The organism is Methylosinus sp. Sm6, assembly GCF_019802345.1.
In the GTDB taxonomy this organism is placed as follows: Bacteria; Pseudomonadota; Alphaproteobacteria; order Rhizobiales; family Beijerinckiaceae; genus Methylosinus.
Genome location: NZ_JAINDZ010000001.1, coordinates 108,373 through 124,254 on the forward strand (window position 1 = coordinate 108,373; position 15,882 = coordinate 124,254).

Below are 15,882 nucleotides of genomic sequence, written 5' to 3' on the forward strand. Positions count from 1 at the left end.
CCCGTCGCTGTTCTTCGCGCGCGGCCCCCCTCATCCGACCTCGCTTCGCGAGGCCGCCTTCTCCTTGCGGGAGAAGGAGTCGCGCCCGATGACCGACGCTCCCGTCAGGCGCCCGCGCCGCTTCCTGCGCATTTTCCTCGGCGCGCTCGTGCTGCTCGGCCTCGCCACGGTGGTCGGCGCGCGCTGGAACATGCGCGAGGGCCGCAGCTTCCTCGCCGATCTCGTCTCGCGCGCCGCCTCCTCTCCGGGAATGAAGATCGAGATCGGCGCCTTCGAGGATCCCTTGTCCGCGCGGCCGCTGCTGCGCGACGTCTCCATCGCCGACGCCGAGGGCGTCTGGCTGACCATCGATCATGTGGCGCTCGCCTGGTCGCCGCTCGCCTTGTTCGCGCTCGAGGCGAATGTCGAGCGCTTCGAGATCGGCCGCATCGCCGTCGCGCGCCGGCCGGCGCCAAGTCCTGCGCCAAGTCCTGTGCCTGGCCCTGCGCCGGCGGCCGCCGCAAAGAGCGGCGGCGGATTTTCCGTTCCCCATCTTCCGGTGCGCGTGAGGCTCGGGCGCCTCGCGCTCGGCGAGATCGCGCTCGCCGAGCCGGTTCTCGGCGCCGCCGCCGTTTTTTCGGCGACCGGCGACGCCGCGCTGCGCAGCGATGCGGGCCATGTCGCGCTCGAGATCAAGCGCCTCGACGCGCCCGGCGAGATCGTCGCCAAGGGCGAGCTGACGCCTTCCTCCAACAAGCTGCGCTTCTCGCTCACCGCGCAGGAGCCGGAGGGCGGGATGATCGTGCGCCTCGCGCAGATCCCGGATCTGCCGGCGCTCGATGTGGCGCTGACGGGCGAGGGGACGCTCGACGATCTCTCCGCGCGGCTCGCCGCCACAGCGGGCGAGATCGACGCCAATGGCGCCGCGCATCTTTCGCGCGCCGGCGCCGCGCGGCGGCTCGACCTCGACCTTTCGGCGCGGATCGCGCCGCTGTTGCCGAAATCGGTCGCTGTCCTCTTTTCCGGCGCGACCCGGCTCGAGGGCGCGGCGACTTTCGCCGATGACGGCGCGCTCGGCGTCGAGCGCATGACGCTCGCCGCTTCGGCCTTGCGCGTCGCGGCGACGGGCCGGGTCGGGGCCGATGGCGCGCTCGCCGCGGAGCTGACGGCGCAAGGGCTGCCGGCTTCCGAACAGGCGCAATTGCGCGCCAAGACGCTCGACGCCTCGGTGCGTCTCGCCGGCAGCCTGTCGCATCCGACCGCGGCGGTCCGCTGGCTCGTCGAGGATGCGCGCGCGCCCTTCGGCCGCATCGGCCGCAGCGACGGCTCGCTCGACCTCGCCGCCGCGAAGGACGGCGCCGACCGCTTCGATATGTCCGGCGCGGCGCAGGGCTCCGGCCTCGCCTTCGCCGATCGCGGCTTGGCGGAGGCGATCGGCGAGACATTTTCCTTCATCCTGCGCGGCCGCGCCAATCGCGCCGGCGACGCCGAGATCGACGTCGCCAAGCTCGCCATCGGCGCCGGCGAAGCGGCCTTCGCCGGTCGCGTCGGACCCTCGCTCGTCGACGGCAAGGCGAGCCTCACGGCGCCGAGCCTCGCGCGTTTCGCGCGCCTCGCCGGCCGCGATCTGCGCGGCGCGCTATCGCTTTCCGCCGCGCTGACGGGCGCCCCGAAGGACGAGACGCTGACGGCCGTTCTCGACGGCGCGATCGTCTCGCCGGCGACCGGCGTGGCGGCTGTGGACGGATTGCTCGGCCGGCGCGTCGCGCTCGGCGGCTCGGCCGGCGTCACCCCCGGCGGCGGCCTGCGCTTCGATCGGCTCGCGCTCGGCGCCGATCATTTGCATGTGACGGTGGACGGCGCGGCGACGCGCGACGCCTCCGACATCGTCGCGACGATCGCGCTCCCCGATCTGCATTCCGCCGATGCGCGCCTCTCCGGGCGCGCCGACGTCGAGGCGAAGATCCTCGGCTCGCTGCAAAAGCCCGACGCGCGCCTCGAGGCGGCGCTGACCGACGTGCGCGCCGCCGGCCGCGCGATTCCGAAATTGTCCTTGCGCGCCGACGCGCATGATCTCGTCGGCGCGCTCGATCTCGTCGCCTCGCTGCAAGGGACCATCGACGGAAACGCCGCGCGCGGCGGCGCCCATGTGGCGAAAGCCGGCGCGGGCTGGAAGGTGGAGGCTGTCGATGTGTCCGTCGGCCGCGCCGCGCTGAAGGGCGCGCTCGCGCTCGACGCCGCCGGCCTCGCCAGCGGGCGCCTGACGCTCGCCGCGCCCGATCTCGACGATTTCTCCGCCTTTGCGCTGCAAAAGCTCGCCGGCTCGCTCGACGCCGACATCGCGCTCGACGGCGCCGATGGCGGGCAGAATATCCGCATCGACGCCGAGGGCGCGCGCATTCGCGCCGCCGACGCCTCGATCGAGCGGCTCTCCGCCAAGATCGGCGGGCGCGACCTGCTGCGCCGGCCGGCGCTCGTCGGCGATGTGGCGGTCGACGACGTCCGCGCCGGCGGGCAGGCCATCGCCAGGGCGCGGCTGCGCGCGGCCCCGGCGGAGGGCGGCAGCGCGCTCGATCTCTCCGCCGAGGCGATGGGCGCCGGGCTCGCCGCTCGCGGCGTGCTGACGCCGGGCGAGCCCCTGCGCTTTGATCTGCGCGCGCTCTCGATCGAGCGCGGCGGCAGGAAGATCGCGCTCGCGAGCCCGACGACCATCACGCTCGACAAGGGCGTCGTCGAGCTGAAGGATTTTGCCCTGGCGGCGGGCGCCGGCCGGCTGCGGCTCAATGGACGCATCGGCGAGCGGCTGGGTCTCGTCGCGGAGGTGCGCGGCCTGCCTTTGGCCATCGCCGCAATGGCCGATTCGAGCCTCGCGCTCGACGGCGCGCTCGACGCCGACGCGCGCATGGAAGGGCCGGCCGCCGCGCCGAGCGGCGAGTGGAAGATCAAGCTCGCCAAGCTCTCCGCGCCGCAGACGCGGACGAACGGCCTGCCGCCGATCGATATCTCCGCCCATGGCGCGCTGGCCGGCGCGCGCACGACGCTCGACGCCGATATCGCGCTCGGCTCGGCCGGACGAATCGCCGTCGCCGGATCGGCGCCGCTCTCGGCGACGGGCGTGCTCGATCTCGCCGTCAAAGGGGCGGTCGACGCCAAGCTCGCCGACACGGCGCTCGCGGCCGGCGGGCAGACCCTGCGCGGCAAGTCCAATATCGATCTGCGCGTTTCCGGCGCGGCGTCGGCGCCGCAGCTCGCCGGCGCCGTCACTCTGCGCGACGGCGCCTTCGCCGATCCGCTCAATGGCGTCACTCTCGATCACATCGACGCGCGCCTCGAGGGCAAGGGCCGCGAGCTGACCATCGCGCAGATGACGGCGCAGACGCGCAACGGCGGCCGCATCACGGTCGCCGGCCATATCGCCGTGGCGCCGGAGACCGGCTTTCCCGGCGCGATCCATGTCACCGCGCGCAATGCGCAGCTCGTCGCCAGCGATCTCGTGACCGCGACCTCCGATCTCGATCTCGACATCGGCGGCGCCCTCGCGCGCGCGCCGCGCATCGCCGGGCGCGTGAGCCTCTCCAGCATGGAGGTCAATGTTCCCGACCGCCTGCCGGCTTCGGCAATCGCGCCGCCCGGCGCGACGCATATCTCGCCGGGCGAGTTCGCGCGGCGGATGATCGCGCTCGAGCGCAAGGCCAAGGAGAAGGCGGGCAAGAAGACCTCCTTCGATGCGGCGATCGATCTCGCCATCGCCGCGCCCAACCGCATCTTCGTGCGCGGCCGCGGCATCGACGCGGAATTCGGCGGCGAGCTCAAGCTGGCCGGCACGCTGCAGAAGCCCGTCGCCAATGGGGCCTTCGAGCTGCGCCGCGGGCGGCTGCAATTGCTGACGCAGCGAATCGACATTTCGCGCGGCCGGCTGACCTTCGCCGGCGGCCTCGTTCCGCAGCTCGATTTCTCCGCCGAGACGACGGCGGCCGACGTGACCGCGACGATCGCCGTCTCCGGTCCGGCGGCGCTGCCGAGCTTCACCTTCGCCTCGACGCCGTCGCTGCCGCAGGACGAAGTGCTGTCGCGCCTGCTGTTCGCCAAGGGGTCGGGATCATTGTCGCCGTTCCAGGCTGTGCAGCTCGCCGCCGCGCTCGCGCAATTCTCCGGCTCGGGGACCGGCGTCGACGCCTTCGAGAAGATGCGCCGCGCGCTCGGCGTCGACACGCTCGACCTCGAGGCCGGCGGCGCCGGCGGGCCGAAGGTCGGCGCCTCGCGCTATATTTCCGACAATATCAGCGTCGGCGTGCGCACCGGCATGAAGCCGGAGCAGACCGCGGTCAGCGTCGGCGTCGATGTGACCAAGAATGTGCGGCTGAAAGGCGAGACGCGGGTCGATGGCAAGAGCTCGGTGGGCGTCGGCGTGGAATGGGAGTATTGACCGCGCGGGACAGGGCGCCTAATCCTGCGCGAGAAAATTCTGAGCGGGACTCACGACGCGCGCTTCCTTCTCCCGCAGGGCGGGAGAAGGGACGCGCCCATGCGTTCCGCAAATGAAGGACACGACGCATGACCGCCGCCCGCCTCTCGCCCAAGAACTCCTTCCAGGGGCTCATCCTCACGCTGCAGAATTTCTGGGCGGAGCAGGGCTGCGTCATTCTGCAGCCCTATGACATGGAGATGGGCGCCGGCACGTTTCATCCGGCCACGACTCTGCGCGCGCTCGGGCCAAGGCCCTGGAAGGCGGCCTATGTGCAGCCGAGCCGGCGGCCGAAGGACGGGCGCTATGGCGAGAATCCCAACCGGCTGCAGCATTTTTATCAATATCAGGTGATTCTAAAACCCTCGCCGCCCGATTTGCAGACGCTCTATCTCGCCTCGCTCGCCGCGATCGGCGTCGACGCCAAGCTGCACGACATCCGCTTCGTCGAGGACGATTGGGAGAGCCCGACGCTCGGCGCCTGGGGGCTCGGCTGGGAATGCTGGTGCGACGGCATGGAGATCTCGCAATTCACTTACTTTCAGCAGGTCGCGGGCTTCGATTGCGCGCCGGTCTCCGGCGAGCTGACCTATGGGCTGGAGCGCCTCGCCTGCTATCTGCAGGGCGTCGACGCCATCATGGATTTGAATTTCAACGGCGGCGAAGGCGCGGACAAGGTCACTTACGGCGACGTGTTCCGCCAGGCCGAGCAGGAATATTCGCGGCATAATTTCGAGGCCGCCGACACGGCCAAGCTGTTCTCCGATTTCCGCGCCGCCGAGGCCGAATGCCGGGCGCTGCTCGACTTCGGCGACAAGGGCGCGGAGAGCCGTCATCTGATGGCGCTGCCGGCCTATGACCAATGCGTGAAGGCGAGCCACGCCTTCAATCTGCTCGACGCGCGCGGCGTCATCTCGGTGACCGAGCGGCAGAGCTATATTCTGCGCGTGCGCGAGCTGGCGCGGGCCTGCGGCGCCGCCTGGCTGCGGACGGAAGGCGGCGGCGCCGGCTGAGCGCGACGGACGCGCTCGAGAGAATTGCGAAGGTCGATCATGACGAATGCGATGGACGCGCCCGATTGGTCGACGATCCCGGCGCCGGTCGACGATGGCGCCGCACGCCATCTCGAGGGCGCGCGGATGCCGGCGATCGGCTTGCGCGCCACCGATGGCGAGATGGTCGATCTCTCCGCTGAGCGCGGTCTCGTCATTGTCTACGCCTATCCGCGAACGGGACGGCCCGGCGTGGCGAATCCCGAGGGCTGGGACATGATCCCGGGCGCCCGGGGCTGCACGCCGCAATCCTGCGGCTTCCGCGATCACGCCGCCGCGCTTCGCGCATTGGGCGTGACGCGCATTTTCGGATTGTCCGTCCAAGACACGGGCTATCAGCGCGAAGCGGCGGAGCGCCTGCATCTGCCCTTCGCCCTCCTGTCGGACGAGCGTCTGGAGCTGACGCGCGCGCTGAATTTCCCGACATTCGAAGCGGACGGAGCCACGCTGCTGAAGCGTTTCACGCTGGCGATCGACAATGGCTCGATCGAGCATGTGTTCTACCCGGTTTTCCCGCCGGATCGGAACGCCGCCGAGGTGATCGAATGGCTTTCGCGCTCGCGCCGGACTTTGTCGGAGAGCGCGGGATGAAGCGGCCGCATTGTCGCGGCAGGGCAAGCGGGTGAAGGACTATAGCCCCATCACCCTCGTCCTGAGGAGCCCGCGAAGCGGGCGTCTCGAAGGACGGAAATGGGGAGAAACCTTTGATTGCGCCTCGTGGCCGTCCTTCGAGACGCCGCCTACGGCGGCTCCTCAGGACGAGGGTTGGGGATTTTATCCTTCACCCGATTGCCGTGTTGTCGCGGCCTTGACGGTGTTCTGTTTATGTTCTAATCCTGTTCATGGCCGAATTCGGCCCTGCCGTATTTTCGTGAGGTTGATCATGCAGGTGATCGACAATGACTCCTTTTCCTCCGGCGCTTTTTCAGCGCCCTCATGCCGCGGGCGGGAGCTGGCGTCGCTGGGCGCCGGCGCGCTCGGCGAGCGCTTCTACTCCTGGCGGGCCTCCTGCGGGCGGCTCTACGTCTGCTCGATCTTCTCGGCGGAAGAGGCGGCGCTCATCGCCGCTTTCGCCGACGCCGCGGTGATCGGCGTGGTCCGCGACGGCGCGTCCCGCCGGCCGGCATGCGTTTTCGCGTCCGACGCTCTGGCGACGGCGGCGGGGCGGCGCCTGAAGGCGGATGCGCGCCGGCTCGGCGTCACCGAATGGCATGTGCGCTTTTGCGCCGGCGATCGCGATTTGACGCGCCGCTTCGCCCGCGCGCTGCTCAGCTGACGATTGAAATCAGGCGCTGCGCCTCTGCGTCTCGGCGGGCGCCGCGAGGCGGCGGACGATCTCGGCGAGGGCCGCGTCATGCACGTCGAGCTGCTGCAAATGCTCAAAGGTGTTGCGCACATAATCGGGATTGGCGCCGGAGGCGCCGACGCCATGGGCGACGAGCCGCGCCATTTCCTCGACCGGCAGGCGCCCCGCATATTGCTCATGCGCGCGGTCGACGACAAAGGTCAGGGCGCGCGCCGCGACGCCGCCGGCAAAGCGCAGGCCGACCGTGCGCTCCACATAGACGGAGGTGACCAGCTCGCGCGCGCGCAGATAGGCGAGAGTCTCGGTCCTGGCGGCGGCGGGGACGCGAAAGGCGACGCCTTGACAGGAGCCGCCATAATCGAGGCCGAGCACGAGGCCCGGACGCTCGGGCGTGCCGCGATGGACATGCGAGAACACGCACAAGGAACGATGGTAGCCATGCACCCGGGCCTCGGCCTTCTCGATGAACTCGAAGCCCGGCCGCCACATCAGCGATCCATAGCCGAAAACCCAGAAGTCGTCGCCCGTCGTCGCCATTTTCCTTTCCGGCCTTGCGGCGTTTTCTCTGTCGATTCGGCGCCGCCCGTTCCCAAGCTTGCCGCATTTCATCGCCGCGTAAAGCGTAATATGCGCGCATATCCGGCAAAAAAATGGAATTCCTGCTGTTCGCGCGCCGCGCCTCGCGCCTCACGTCATGTCGCCGCGCCCATCGGATCCGGCGGCGCGCTCGCCCCGACCAACAGCGACAAGGGGGCGGCCGGCCGTTCTTCCTGCCGCTGACGACGAGGGGCCGCCTCGGCCCTCGAGGCGCGCGCCTCCGCGGCTCCGCAAGGAAAAATTCACGAAATGGCGATCTCCATGGAACCTCGAAGCCAACCGTGACATTGTCCCGACGGCGGCGTCCACGCCCGTACGGCCCGCCGGAGGGGAGTTCTCATGTCGCCGTTCGAAGAGCTTTCGGATCGGACCGCCGCGCGCGGACAGGACGACCGCGTGGCTGCGCCGCCTCGCGTGAGCCTGCTCGCGGCTGTCGCGCTCATTGCGGCCATCGTCGGCATTCTGGCGCTCGATGCGCTCGCCGGCCAGCGACTGCTGGCGATCTGGGCGGCGGTCGCGCTCTGCGGCTGGATGTTCGTCGCCGGCGCTGCGAGAGCGTCGTCCGACTGACGTCGGCGGCGATCCGGGTGGATCAGAAAAGCTCTCGTTTCTTGTCCGGCGCGAACTCCGATCGCTCGAACGATTCCGTTCGAAAGCGCTCCTAGAGCCTGTGGTCCTCGATCGAGGCGAAGATCATCACGACAATCGTCCACAGCACGCCCAGTCCGATCAGGATCAGCACGGACGAGCTGAGCCGGTGCGGAAAGCGCGAGGCTTCCGGCATCGCCGGCGGGACGAACACGGTCAGATAGAGGGTCTGCCGATTGGCTCGCTGCTGGGCGCGGTCGAGCTCGGTTCGCGCGAGCGCATAGAGCTGCTCCGCAATCTGCCGCTGCAGCTCCAGCTCCTCGAATTTCGTGAGCGAGCCCGAGAGCGCGCTCTTGTTCTCGGTGCTCGTCAGCCTGGATTGCAGCTCCTTGATCTGCCTGTCCGCCGACTCGATCTGCTCGCGCAGCACGCGCACCGTCGGCGCGTCATTCGCCAATTCGCGCGAGGCGACGAACATCTCGTTCTCGAGGCGGATCTTGTCGCTCATGAGCGGAGCCAGAAGCGCGCCGATCTCGGTGCTCTTCGAGCCCGGATCGATCATGCCGAACTGGTCGCGGAACGTGTTGAGGTCGGCGAGCGCCGCTTGCACCGCGACGAAGGCGCGCCGCACGTCCTTCTCGGCCATGGCGGTCGCGTCCCGGCGCGCGCGGTCGGAAATGCGGTTCACGAGATCTTCGCTCGCGGAAATCACCGCGCGGCCCAGCGTCAGCGCGTCCTCCCGACGAAAGGCGCGCGCTTTGACCGTGACCACTCCCGATGCGGCGTCGACGTCGGTCTCGACCATCGACATCCAATAGTCGACGAGCTGCTCGATCGAGGCGGCGTTGCGCAGGCGCGCCCAGAAATCGGCCTCCGGACGTCGGAAAATCTCCCGCAGCGGGACCTTCGGAGCGAGATCGTCGAGGATGGCGCGGCTGCGGATGTAGCTCGTGACCACATAGGAGTTCTGTGTCGAGGCGGAGATGCTCACGCCGCCCGGCATGCTGGCGGCCGCCGTAACGGCCCCGCTCCCGGTCCCCAGGCCGGAGGCGGGAGGATTGAGCGAGTTGAGCGCGCGCACTGCGAAGCGCGTTTCGACGGTGTATTGGTCGGATGCGATGAACGCGAAATAGAGGGCCGCGGCGATGCTCGGCGCGATGACGAAGAGCAGGAATGTGGCATAGGTCGGCGGGATGCGATCGCGCCAGCGGAAGGCGCGGTCCGCCTCGACGGCGACCCTCTCGATCCGCTCGACGACGATGCGCGCCGCGACCGGCGCGGCGCCGAACGAGCGTGCCAGCCGGGCGAGCGTCGAGGGCCGCGCTCCATTCGATGACGCCGCGTCCAGGCTCTCGTCCATGAGGGGCTCGGCCTCGACCGTCGTCACACGTTCCTTCACATCGCTCGTCAAGTGGCCTCCTCGATCGCCGCCTTGGCCGTGTAATAGATCTCGAGATCGTCCTCGAGCAGAAGCTCGACCTCGGGCATGTGGCGCAGCCGCGCCCCGAGCTCCTCGACAGCGGCGAAGCGGGGAAGCGGCGACAGCGCGCCGGGCGGAATTTTCAGCAGCGCCTCGACCGCTTCGAGAAAGGCGTCGGAGCGATCGCGCACCCCGACGACGGCGAAGGTGGCGAGAGCGGCGAGCGCCTTGGCGACGCCGGTTCGCGGCGGCGGATCGTCGATATCTTCGGACGCGAGCTGGCGCGTCAGCGGATTGGCGAGGAGCGCGATCACATTCTTCTGCATCTGGTCGAACGCGCGCCGCAGACGCCGGTCGTCGTCGTCGATCTGCTGCGCGAATTCGATCGCGGCGTTGAAGGAGAGCATGTCGCGCGGACCGAGCAGATCGTCGCCGAATTTGGCGACATGCTTCAAGGTCAGCAGGCGCTCGGCCAGCTCGACATAAGGGTCGTGCAGCAGCGCGACGCATTTGAAGCGGTCGTGCAGGAAGGACTGATAGGCCGAGAAGGCGAGACGCCCGCTCAGATAGAGCGAGGAGGCGTTGGTGAGATTGAACACCTGCATGGCCGTCTCGCGGCCGTGGCGCTCGACGCCCTTGTGGAAGTACTGAAACTTGTGCTCGACCTGCTCGTCGAGGCGCCAGAGCGGGAACAAATGCGTCTCGAGCCGGAAGACGCTCTGGTCGAGCACCTGCGACTTCTTGCGACGTCGGTAGATCACGATCCCCGTGTCGACGTCGGTCAGCTCCAGAGTGTCGTTGTTCGCGATATCGGGCACGATCGAGGCGTCGATCGTGAAGCCGCAGCAGCCGGTCGCATGCCGGCCGGCGGCGACGAGGGCGGGCCGCTCGTCCTTGCATACGAACTGCGCCACCTCCACGCCATTGCTGGTCACGCGCAGGGTCGGCGATTTGGTGAATTCGTCGGGAGCGACATAGCCGACGATGCGATTGCCTCGGTCGGCTTCGATGTTGAACAACATGAGCCCTGTCTCGCTCGCGTTCGTCCAATTCCTGCGCCCGCCGCGCATCCGTCATGGGCGCGGCTCCGGAGGCGAGGGCGCTGGCCGCCCCTGTCTCTCGTCCCGAGATTTGTTCAGGAGACACGCGGCGAGCCGGGCGCTCCGCCCGAAGCGCCGGAGCGCCGCATGGCGACTCACTCTCTACATGATCGTGTCCACTAGGGAAATGCTCGCAGTCGCGGCGCCGTGGATATGCCACGATTTCGCCCGCTCTCCGCCATGCCCGGCGGCTGCGGCCGGCGAGCCGTCACCACCAGCCGCGATTCCAGCCCCAGCCCCTCGGCCCCTGCACATAAGGATAGTCGTAACGCGCGCGCCGGTCGGCCGAGCGGTCGAGATCGAGCTGAAGCAGGCATTTGGCGAAGCCTTCGGCGCCCGGCTTGAAGCCGTAGGAGCGGCAGCGCGCCTCGTCGGCGGATCTGCGCTCGAGGTCCGAGGTCGTGTTGCAGGCGCCGGCGAGAAGGCCCGCGGCGATGACGAAGGCGAGTCTCGAGAACGGCATGAGCGGTCTCTCTCCCATTGCCTCTTCGCCACGCTCTGGCGAAGCAGCGGCGAAGCCTATCATAGCCGAGGTCGAGACCCGCAGGAAAAACCAATTTTCCACGTGGATATTGCCGGAGACGCCCGACTGCGATTATCGTTCGTTTCGCCACTGGCGAAATTCGGCCGGCCGGGCGGATCGAGAGGATGCTTTGCTGCGAACGGCGAAAGATGGAAGAGGGCCCGTGACGCGCGAGCGCGCGGATGGGCCGGCGTCGCGCGAGGCGCCGCGTCGAGGAGGCGACGACCCGATGGCAGCGACCGAGAAAAAGCCGACGACGATCAAGAAATACGCCAACCGGCGTCTCTACGACACCGGCACGAGCACTTATGTGACGCTCGAGGATCTCGCCGCAATGGTCAAGCGCGGCGAGGATTTCGTCGTCTGCGACGCCAAGACCGGCGAGGACATCACGCGCCCGGTCCTCACCCAGATCATTTTCGAGCAGGAGAGCAAGGACGGGCAGAGCCTGCTGCCGATCGCCTTCCTGCGCCAGCTGATCCGCTTCTACGGCGATTCGATGCAGATGCTGGTGCCGAGCTATCTCGAGTTCAGCATCGACCGTCTGACCCGCGACCAGCAGAAGTTCCGCGATCAGGTCTCCCAGGCGCTGGAGGGCGCGCCCTTCGGCGAGCCGACGCGCCAGGCGTTCCAGTCGCTGGAGGAGCAGGCGCGCAAGAATATGGCGGTGTTCCGTCAGGCGCTGGCCATGTTCAACCCCTTCGGCGTGCCGGGCGAGGCGGCCGCGGCCGCGGCTGCGCCCGAGCCTGTCGCGGCGGACGCCGCGCCGCGCGCCGATCTCGACGACATGAAGCGCCAGCTCGACGAGCTGAACAAGCGAATCGATCAGCTGTCGGGCAAGAGCGCCGGCTGAGCGGGCGGGCTCGACAGCGAGCCTGAAGATTAGCTCGCGAGCGGCGCGTCCGCAGGCAGCCGGCTCACGCGCTCGCCGCCGCGGCTGCGGGGGGCGAGAAGGGCGCCGGCGCGACTTCGGCCGCGCCGAAATAGGAGCCCTGAAAATAATCGACGCCCCACTCGCGCAGCAGCGCCGCCGTCGCCTCGTCCTCGACCCATTCGGCGACGATCTCGAGCCCGAGATGCTTGGCGAGATCGGTCAGCGTGCGCACGAAGAAGCGGTCGTCCGCCGATTTGCCGATGTTGCGCACGAAGGCGCCGTCGATTTTTACGAGATCGAACTCGAGCTGGCGCAGATTGCGGAACGAGGTGTGGCCGGCGCCGAAATCATCCATCGCCAGCTTGATGCCGAGCTCCTTGCAGGCGGCGATCAGCCGGCGCGTCGTCTCGAAATCCTCGATCATCGTGCTTTCGGTGATCTCGATGGTCAGACGCCGGGCGACGCCGGGATAGACGCTGGTGGCGCTCTTCAGCCACGCCGGCCATTCGGGATCGTGCAGCGTGGCGATCGACGCATTGACCGAGACGCGCAGATTCGGGTCCTCGGCGAGCCGCGCCAGAGCGAGCTCGAGCACGCGCTGGTCGAGCAGCCGCACCAGGCCGGATTTCTCGGCGACGGGCAGGATGTCTCCCGGGGCGACGATCGATCCATCGGCGAGGCGCACGCGCAGCAGCGCCTCGTAGAAGGCGGTTTCGCCGGTCTTCGCCGAGACGATGGGCTGGAAGGCCAACTCCACCCGGCGCTCGTTGAGCGCGGAGACGACGCTGTCGGCGACATGGAGCGCGTGCAGGCGGCCGATGTCGCGGTCGAGCGAGGAGGCGTAGGCGACAAAGCGCGCGCCATTGCGCTGGCGGGCGGCGTCGAGCGCTTCCTCGGCGTGCTGAAACAGAACTTCCGGCGTGCGGCCGTCGCGCGGCGCGACCACGGCGCCGATGCGCGCCGTCGCCGGAATGGCGCCCGCCTCGGTCTCGAACGGCGCCTGGCCGATCACATCGACGAGGCGCAGGCCGGTGGCCTTCGCCTGCTCGACCTCGCAATTGTCGAGCAGCACGGCGAATTTATTGCCGGCGTAGCGGGAGACGAGGTCGTTGACGCGCAGATTGGCGCGCAGCCGTGCGGCGAGGCGGACGATGATCTCGTCGCCCGCGTCATAGCCATAGGTGCGATTGAGCGCGAACAGATTCTCGATGGCGACCAGCAGCACGGCGAAGGGCTTGCGCGACTTCTCCGGCTGGCCGAGCAGGCGCTGGGCGTGGTCGGCCAGCTGGACGCGGGTGACCGTGCCGGTCAGCGCGTCGATCTGCGCGCGCCGCTTCAGCTCGCCCTCGAGCTCGCTGCGCTCGGCGATGACGCGCACGAGGCCGTGGGCGCGGTGCGGGCGGCCGTCGCGGCCGGCGAACCAGCGGCCGCAATCCTCGACCCACATCAGCGGGCCGCCGCCGGTCTCCCGGGCCGGAACGAGCGCATAGACGGCGCGGTAGGGCACGCCCGCGCCATCGTCCTTGGCGGTCGAACTGAAGACGGACTCATAGCGCGAGCCGGCGCTCTCGGCGCCGAGCCGCTCGCCATAGGCGCGGCCGGTCGAAAGATCGCCGCGGGCGACGGCGCCCAGGATCTCGGCGAGATTGTCGCTCCAGAGCAGCCGATCCGTCGCTATGTCCCAATCATAGAGCACGGCGCCGATCGAGGGCAGCACGACGAAGGGATCGGGACCGGCAGGGGAAGAGACGTCGGATTTCGAGACAGGGCAGGGCTCTCTCGCTTCGAGCCCTGCGGAAGCCGCCTTGTCGGCGAGGTGTCGCAACTGCATCGTCTGTCCCGGGCAAACAGAATTCGAACCACGCCGCGGATTATGGCGCCCGAAAGTAAACGCGCCGTTGCGGCGATCGCAGCTCAGCATCAGCTTCGAATTGCGATCGGAAAGCGCTCTAGGCCTCGGGCGGCGTCCAGCCCGGGGCGGCGAGCTCGAAGGCGGAGAATTCGAAGCCCGGCGCGACGGTGCAGCCGACCAGGGTCCAGGCGCCGAGGCTGGCGGCGCTCTGCCAGGCGCCGGCAGGCACGACGATCTGCGGGCGCTGGTCTTGCGCGAGCTGCGGCCCGAGCAGGCTGCGCCGCGCGGCTTCGCCCTCGGCGGCGATATCGAGCGCGAGCGGCGCGCCGGCGTAATAGTGCCAGATCTCCGCGGCGTCGACGCGGTGCCAGGCCGAGACCTCGCCGGCGCCGAGCAGAAAATAGATCGCCGTCGAGGCGGCGCGGCCCTCGCTCGCGCGCGGGTCGCGAAACGTCTCGCGATAGAAGCCGCCTTCGGGATGGGGCGACAGCTCGAGCAGGCGCACGATCTCGGCGGCCGAGAGGCCGGAAAGCGGACTGGTCATCGGAAGGCGTTCTTTTGCTCGCGGATCGTCGCGAAGACACGCTCGGGCGGCGCGTTCTCCAGTCCCGTCGCGCGTCGCAGTCCGGGGTCGTCGGCGCGCAGGAAGGGATTGGTGGCGAGCTCCTGCGCGATCGTCGTCGGCAAGGTCGCTGCGCCGGCGCGGCGCAGCGCCTCGACCTCGCGGGCGCGCTCGAGGAGGCGCGGATTGGCCGGATCGACAGTCAGCGCGAAGCGGGCGTTGGCCTGGGTATACTCGTGCCCGCAATAGACGCGCGTCTGCGGCGGCAGCGCCGCGATCTTCGCCAGCGAGGCGTGCATCACCTCCATCGGCGTCTCGAACACGCGGCCGCATCCCAAGGAGAACAGCACGTCGCCGACGAAGAGAATGTCGTCGTCCGCGAAATGATAGAGGATGTGCCCGGTCGTATGGCCGGGCGCCTCGACGACGCGCGCTCGCGCGGCGCCGACAGTCGCCACATCGCCGTCGCCGACCGGAAGATCGACGCCGCCGATCCGGCCGAGCTCCTTGCGCGGGCCGACGACGCGCGCCTTCGGAAAGAGCGCTTTCAGGCCCGCGACGCCCTGGATGTGATCGGCGTGGTGATGCGTCAGCAGAATGTCGGTGAGCGTCCAGCCGAGACGGGAGAGCTCGGCGGCGATGGCCTCGGCGTCCGGCGCGTCGATGGAGGCGACGGCGCCCGTCGCCTCGTCGCGCAGCAGCAGGCCGAAATTATCCGTGAGGCAGATGAATTGCCGAACATCGACGCCCATGCGGCTTCCTCGCAGCGATCTCGAGCGCGGCGCGCCTTGCGCCGCTTCGCGGATATTGCCAAATATCAGATATGGCCCTCGACGTCGTCGACCTGCGCAATTTTTATGCTTCGCCTCTGGGCCAGGTCGCGCGGCGACTTGTCGGGCGCATGGTGCGCGCGCAATGGGAGGACCATGCGGCGCTCCGAGTGCTCGGCGTCGGCTATGCGACGCCTTATCTCGTCGATTTCCAGGCGCGCGCGCAGCGCGTGATGGCCTTCATGCCCGCGGCGCAGGGGGTGGTGCACTGGCCGCCGGGCGGCCGCTCCGCCTCGGCGCTGGTCGAAGTGTCGATGATGCCGCTGCCAGACGCCAGCATCGACCGCATTCTCGTCGTGCATGCGCTGGAGGTGGGGGAGAATCCGCGCGACATTCTCGAGGAGATCTGGCGCATTCTGGCGCCCGGCGGCCGCGTCGTGATCATCGTGCCGAGCCGCTCGGGCCTGTGGGCGCGGGTCGACACGACGCCTTTCGGCCATGGCCATCCCTATTCGCGCGGGCAATTGCAGGCGCTGCTGCAGGAGACCTTGTTCCTGCCCGTCTTCTGGGGCGAGGCGCTCTATGTGCCGCCCTTCGGCCGCGCCACGCTGCTGCGCTCGGCGCCGGCCTTCGAGCGCATCGCCGGGCGCTTCTCGCTGCCGGGGGCGGGCGTGCATGTGGTCGAGGCGACCAAGCAGCTCTACCGGCCGGCGAGCCAGCGCCGCGCCGTGCGCCGGGCCGTGGCGCCGATCGAGGTGCTGGCGCCTGCCGGAGTCGGCGCCGGCTGATGACGA

At 69.2% G+C, this 15,882-nt stretch carries 14 protein-coding genes; 7 read left to right on the top strand and 7 right to left on the bottom strand.

Annotated elements, in window-relative coordinates; all coding sequences use genetic code 11:
* Positions 1–88: 88 nt before the first annotated feature.
* The 4 genes from K3F48_RS00500 to K3F48_RS00515 all read left to right on the top strand — a co-directional run bounded on the left by K3F48_RS00500 (position 89) and on the right by K3F48_RS00515 (position 6,772).
* Positions 89–4,405, top strand: coding sequence for a translocation/assembly module TamB domain-containing protein (locus K3F48_RS00500; RefSeq protein ID WP_222573439.1), 4,317 nt, complete (start codon positions 89–91; stop codon positions 4,403–4,405).
* Positions 4,406–4,533: 128 nt separating this feature from the next.
* Positions 4,534–5,457, top strand: coding sequence for a glycine--tRNA ligase subunit alpha (locus tag K3F48_RS00505; protein WP_222573440.1), 924 nt, complete (start codon positions 4,534–4,536; stop codon positions 5,455–5,457).
* A gap of 39 nt (positions 5,458–5,496) precedes the next feature.
* Positions 5,497–6,087 carry a peroxiredoxin gene (locus K3F48_RS00510; RefSeq protein WP_222573441.1) on the top strand — a complete coding sequence of 197 codons (591 nt, stop codon included), beginning with the start codon at positions 5,497–5,499 and terminating at the stop codon, positions 6,085–6,087.
* A gap of 292 nt (positions 6,088–6,379) precedes the next feature.
* The gene (locus tag K3F48_RS00515; RefSeq protein WP_222573442.1) at positions 6,380–6,772 is read left to right on the top strand and encodes a hypothetical protein; all 393 of its coding nucleotides are present in this window, start codon (positions 6,380–6,382) and stop codon (positions 6,770–6,772) included.
* A gap of 9 nt (positions 6,773–6,781) precedes the next feature.
* Here K3F48_RS00515 and K3F48_RS00520 read toward each other — a convergent pair whose 3' ends face one another.
* A complete protein-coding gene (locus K3F48_RS00520) occupies positions 6,782–7,339 on the bottom strand; it encodes a gamma-glutamylcyclotransferase (RefSeq protein WP_222573443.1) in 558 nt (185 codons plus the stop codon).
* Positions 7,340–7,738: 399 nt separating this feature from the next.
* Here K3F48_RS00520 and K3F48_RS00525 point away from each other — a divergent pair, with 399 nt between their 5' ends.
* Positions 7,739–7,969, top strand: a complete 231-nt coding sequence (locus K3F48_RS00525) for a hypothetical protein (RefSeq protein WP_222573444.1) — start codon at positions 7,739–7,741, stop codon at positions 7,967–7,969.
* 91 nt (positions 7,970–8,060) lie between these two features.
* On the opposite strand, the gene K3F48_RS00530 is transcribed toward K3F48_RS00525, so the two are convergent.
* The 3 genes from K3F48_RS00530 to K3F48_RS00540 all read right to left on the bottom strand — a co-directional run bounded on the left by K3F48_RS00530 (position 8,061) and on the right by K3F48_RS00540 (position 10,970).
* Positions 8,061–9,398 (bottom strand): capsule biosynthesis protein, encoded by a 1,338-nt coding sequence (locus tag K3F48_RS00530; protein WP_222573445.1) that lies wholly within the window; start codon positions 9,396–9,398, stop codon positions 8,061–8,063.
* Positions 9,395–10,429, bottom strand: a complete 1,035-nt coding sequence (locus K3F48_RS00535) for a hypothetical protein (RefSeq protein WP_222573446.1) — start codon at positions 10,427–10,429, stop codon at positions 9,395–9,397. Before K3F48_RS00535 ends, K3F48_RS00530 begins: the two co-directional genes overlap by 4 nt.
* 286 nt (positions 10,430–10,715) lie before the next feature.
* On the bottom strand, positions 10,716–10,970 hold the full coding sequence (locus K3F48_RS00540) for a hypothetical protein (RefSeq protein ID WP_222573447.1): 255 nt from the start codon (positions 10,968–10,970) through the stop codon (positions 10,716–10,718).
* Between the two features lie 289 nt (positions 10,971–11,259).
* Here K3F48_RS00540 and phaR point away from each other — a divergent pair, with 289 nt between their 5' ends.
* Positions 11,260–11,883 (top strand): polyhydroxyalkanoate synthesis repressor PhaR, encoded by a 624-nt coding sequence (gene phaR / locus K3F48_RS00545; protein WP_222573448.1) that lies wholly within the window; start codon positions 11,260–11,262, stop codon positions 11,881–11,883.
* Between the two features lie 64 nt (positions 11,884–11,947).
* Here phaR and K3F48_RS00550 read toward each other — a convergent pair whose 3' ends face one another.
* The 3 genes from K3F48_RS00550 to gloB form a co-directional block, all read right to left on the bottom strand.
* Complete coding sequence (locus K3F48_RS00550) at positions 11,948–13,735, bottom strand: bifunctional diguanylate cyclase/phosphodiesterase (RefSeq protein ID WP_222573449.1); 1,788 nt, start codon at positions 13,733–13,735, stop codon at positions 11,948–11,950.
* Between the two features lie 118 nt (positions 13,736–13,853).
* Positions 13,854–14,300 (bottom strand): cupin domain-containing protein, encoded by a 447-nt coding sequence (locus tag K3F48_RS00555; RefSeq protein WP_222573450.1) that lies wholly within the window; start codon positions 14,298–14,300, stop codon positions 13,854–13,856.
* Positions 14,297–15,070 carry a hydroxyacylglutathione hydrolase gene (gloB, locus tag K3F48_RS00560; RefSeq protein ID WP_222573451.1) on the bottom strand — a complete coding sequence of 258 codons (774 nt, stop codon included), beginning with the start codon at positions 15,068–15,070 and terminating at the stop codon, positions 14,297–14,299. The genes K3F48_RS00555 and gloB overlap by 4 nt, the downstream gene beginning before the upstream one ends.
* A 71-nt stretch (positions 15,071–15,141) precedes the next feature.
* Here gloB and K3F48_RS00565 point away from each other — a divergent pair, with 71 nt between their 5' ends.
* Entirely contained in the window at positions 15,142–15,876 is a 735-nt protein-coding gene (locus K3F48_RS00565; protein WP_222573452.1) for a class I SAM-dependent methyltransferase, read from the top strand.
* Positions 15,877–15,882 lie beyond the last annotated feature (6 nt).

What these genes read in the sequence shown, in the direction of transcription:
- K3F48_RS00500 (WP_222573439.1), top strand. Translation starts at nt 89, where the DNA reads ATGACCGACGCTCCCGTCAGGCGCCCGCGCCGCTTCCTGCGCATTTTC.
- K3F48_RS00505 (WP_222573440.1), top strand. Translation starts at nt 4,534, where the DNA reads ATGACCGCCGCCCGCCTCTCGCCCAAGAACTCCTTCCAGGGGCTCATC.
- K3F48_RS00510 (WP_222573441.1), top strand. Translation starts at nt 5,497, where the DNA reads ATGACGAATGCGATGGACGCGCCCGATTGGTCGACGATCCCGGCGCCG.
- K3F48_RS00515 (WP_222573442.1), top strand. Translation starts at nt 6,380, where the DNA reads ATGCAGGTGATCGACAATGACTCCTTTTCCTCCGGCGCTTTTTCAGCG.
- K3F48_RS00520 (WP_222573443.1), bottom strand. Translation starts at nt 7,339, where the DNA reads ATGGCGACGACGGGCGACGACTTCTGGGTTTTCGGCTATGGATCGCTG.
- K3F48_RS00525 (WP_222573444.1), top strand. Translation starts at nt 7,739, where the DNA reads ATGTCGCCGTTCGAAGAGCTTTCGGATCGGACCGCCGCGCGCGGACAG.
- K3F48_RS00535 (WP_222573446.1), bottom strand. Translation starts at nt 10,429, where the DNA reads ATGTTGTTCAACATCGAAGCCGACCGAGGCAATCGCATCGTCGGCTAT.
- K3F48_RS00540 (WP_222573447.1), bottom strand. Translation starts at nt 10,970, where the DNA reads ATGCCGTTCTCGAGACTCGCCTTCGTCATCGCCGCGGGCCTTCTCGCC.
- phaR (WP_222573448.1), top strand. Translation starts at nt 11,260, where the DNA reads ATGGCAGCGACCGAGAAAAAGCCGACGACGATCAAGAAATACGCCAAC.
- K3F48_RS00550 (WP_222573449.1), bottom strand. Translation starts at nt 13,735, where the DNA reads ATGCAGTTGCGACACCTCGCCGACAAGGCGGCTTCCGCAGGGCTCGAA.
- K3F48_RS00555 (WP_222573450.1), bottom strand. Translation starts at nt 14,300, where the DNA reads ATGACCAGTCCGCTTTCCGGCCTCTCGGCCGCCGAGATCGTGCGCCTG.
- gloB (WP_222573451.1), bottom strand. Translation starts at nt 15,070, where the DNA reads ATGGGCGTCGATGTTCGGCAATTCATCTGCCTCACGGATAATTTCGGC.
- K3F48_RS00565 (WP_222573452.1), top strand. Translation starts at nt 15,142, where the DNA reads ATGGCCCTCGACGTCGTCGACCTGCGCAATTTTTATGCTTCGCCTCTG.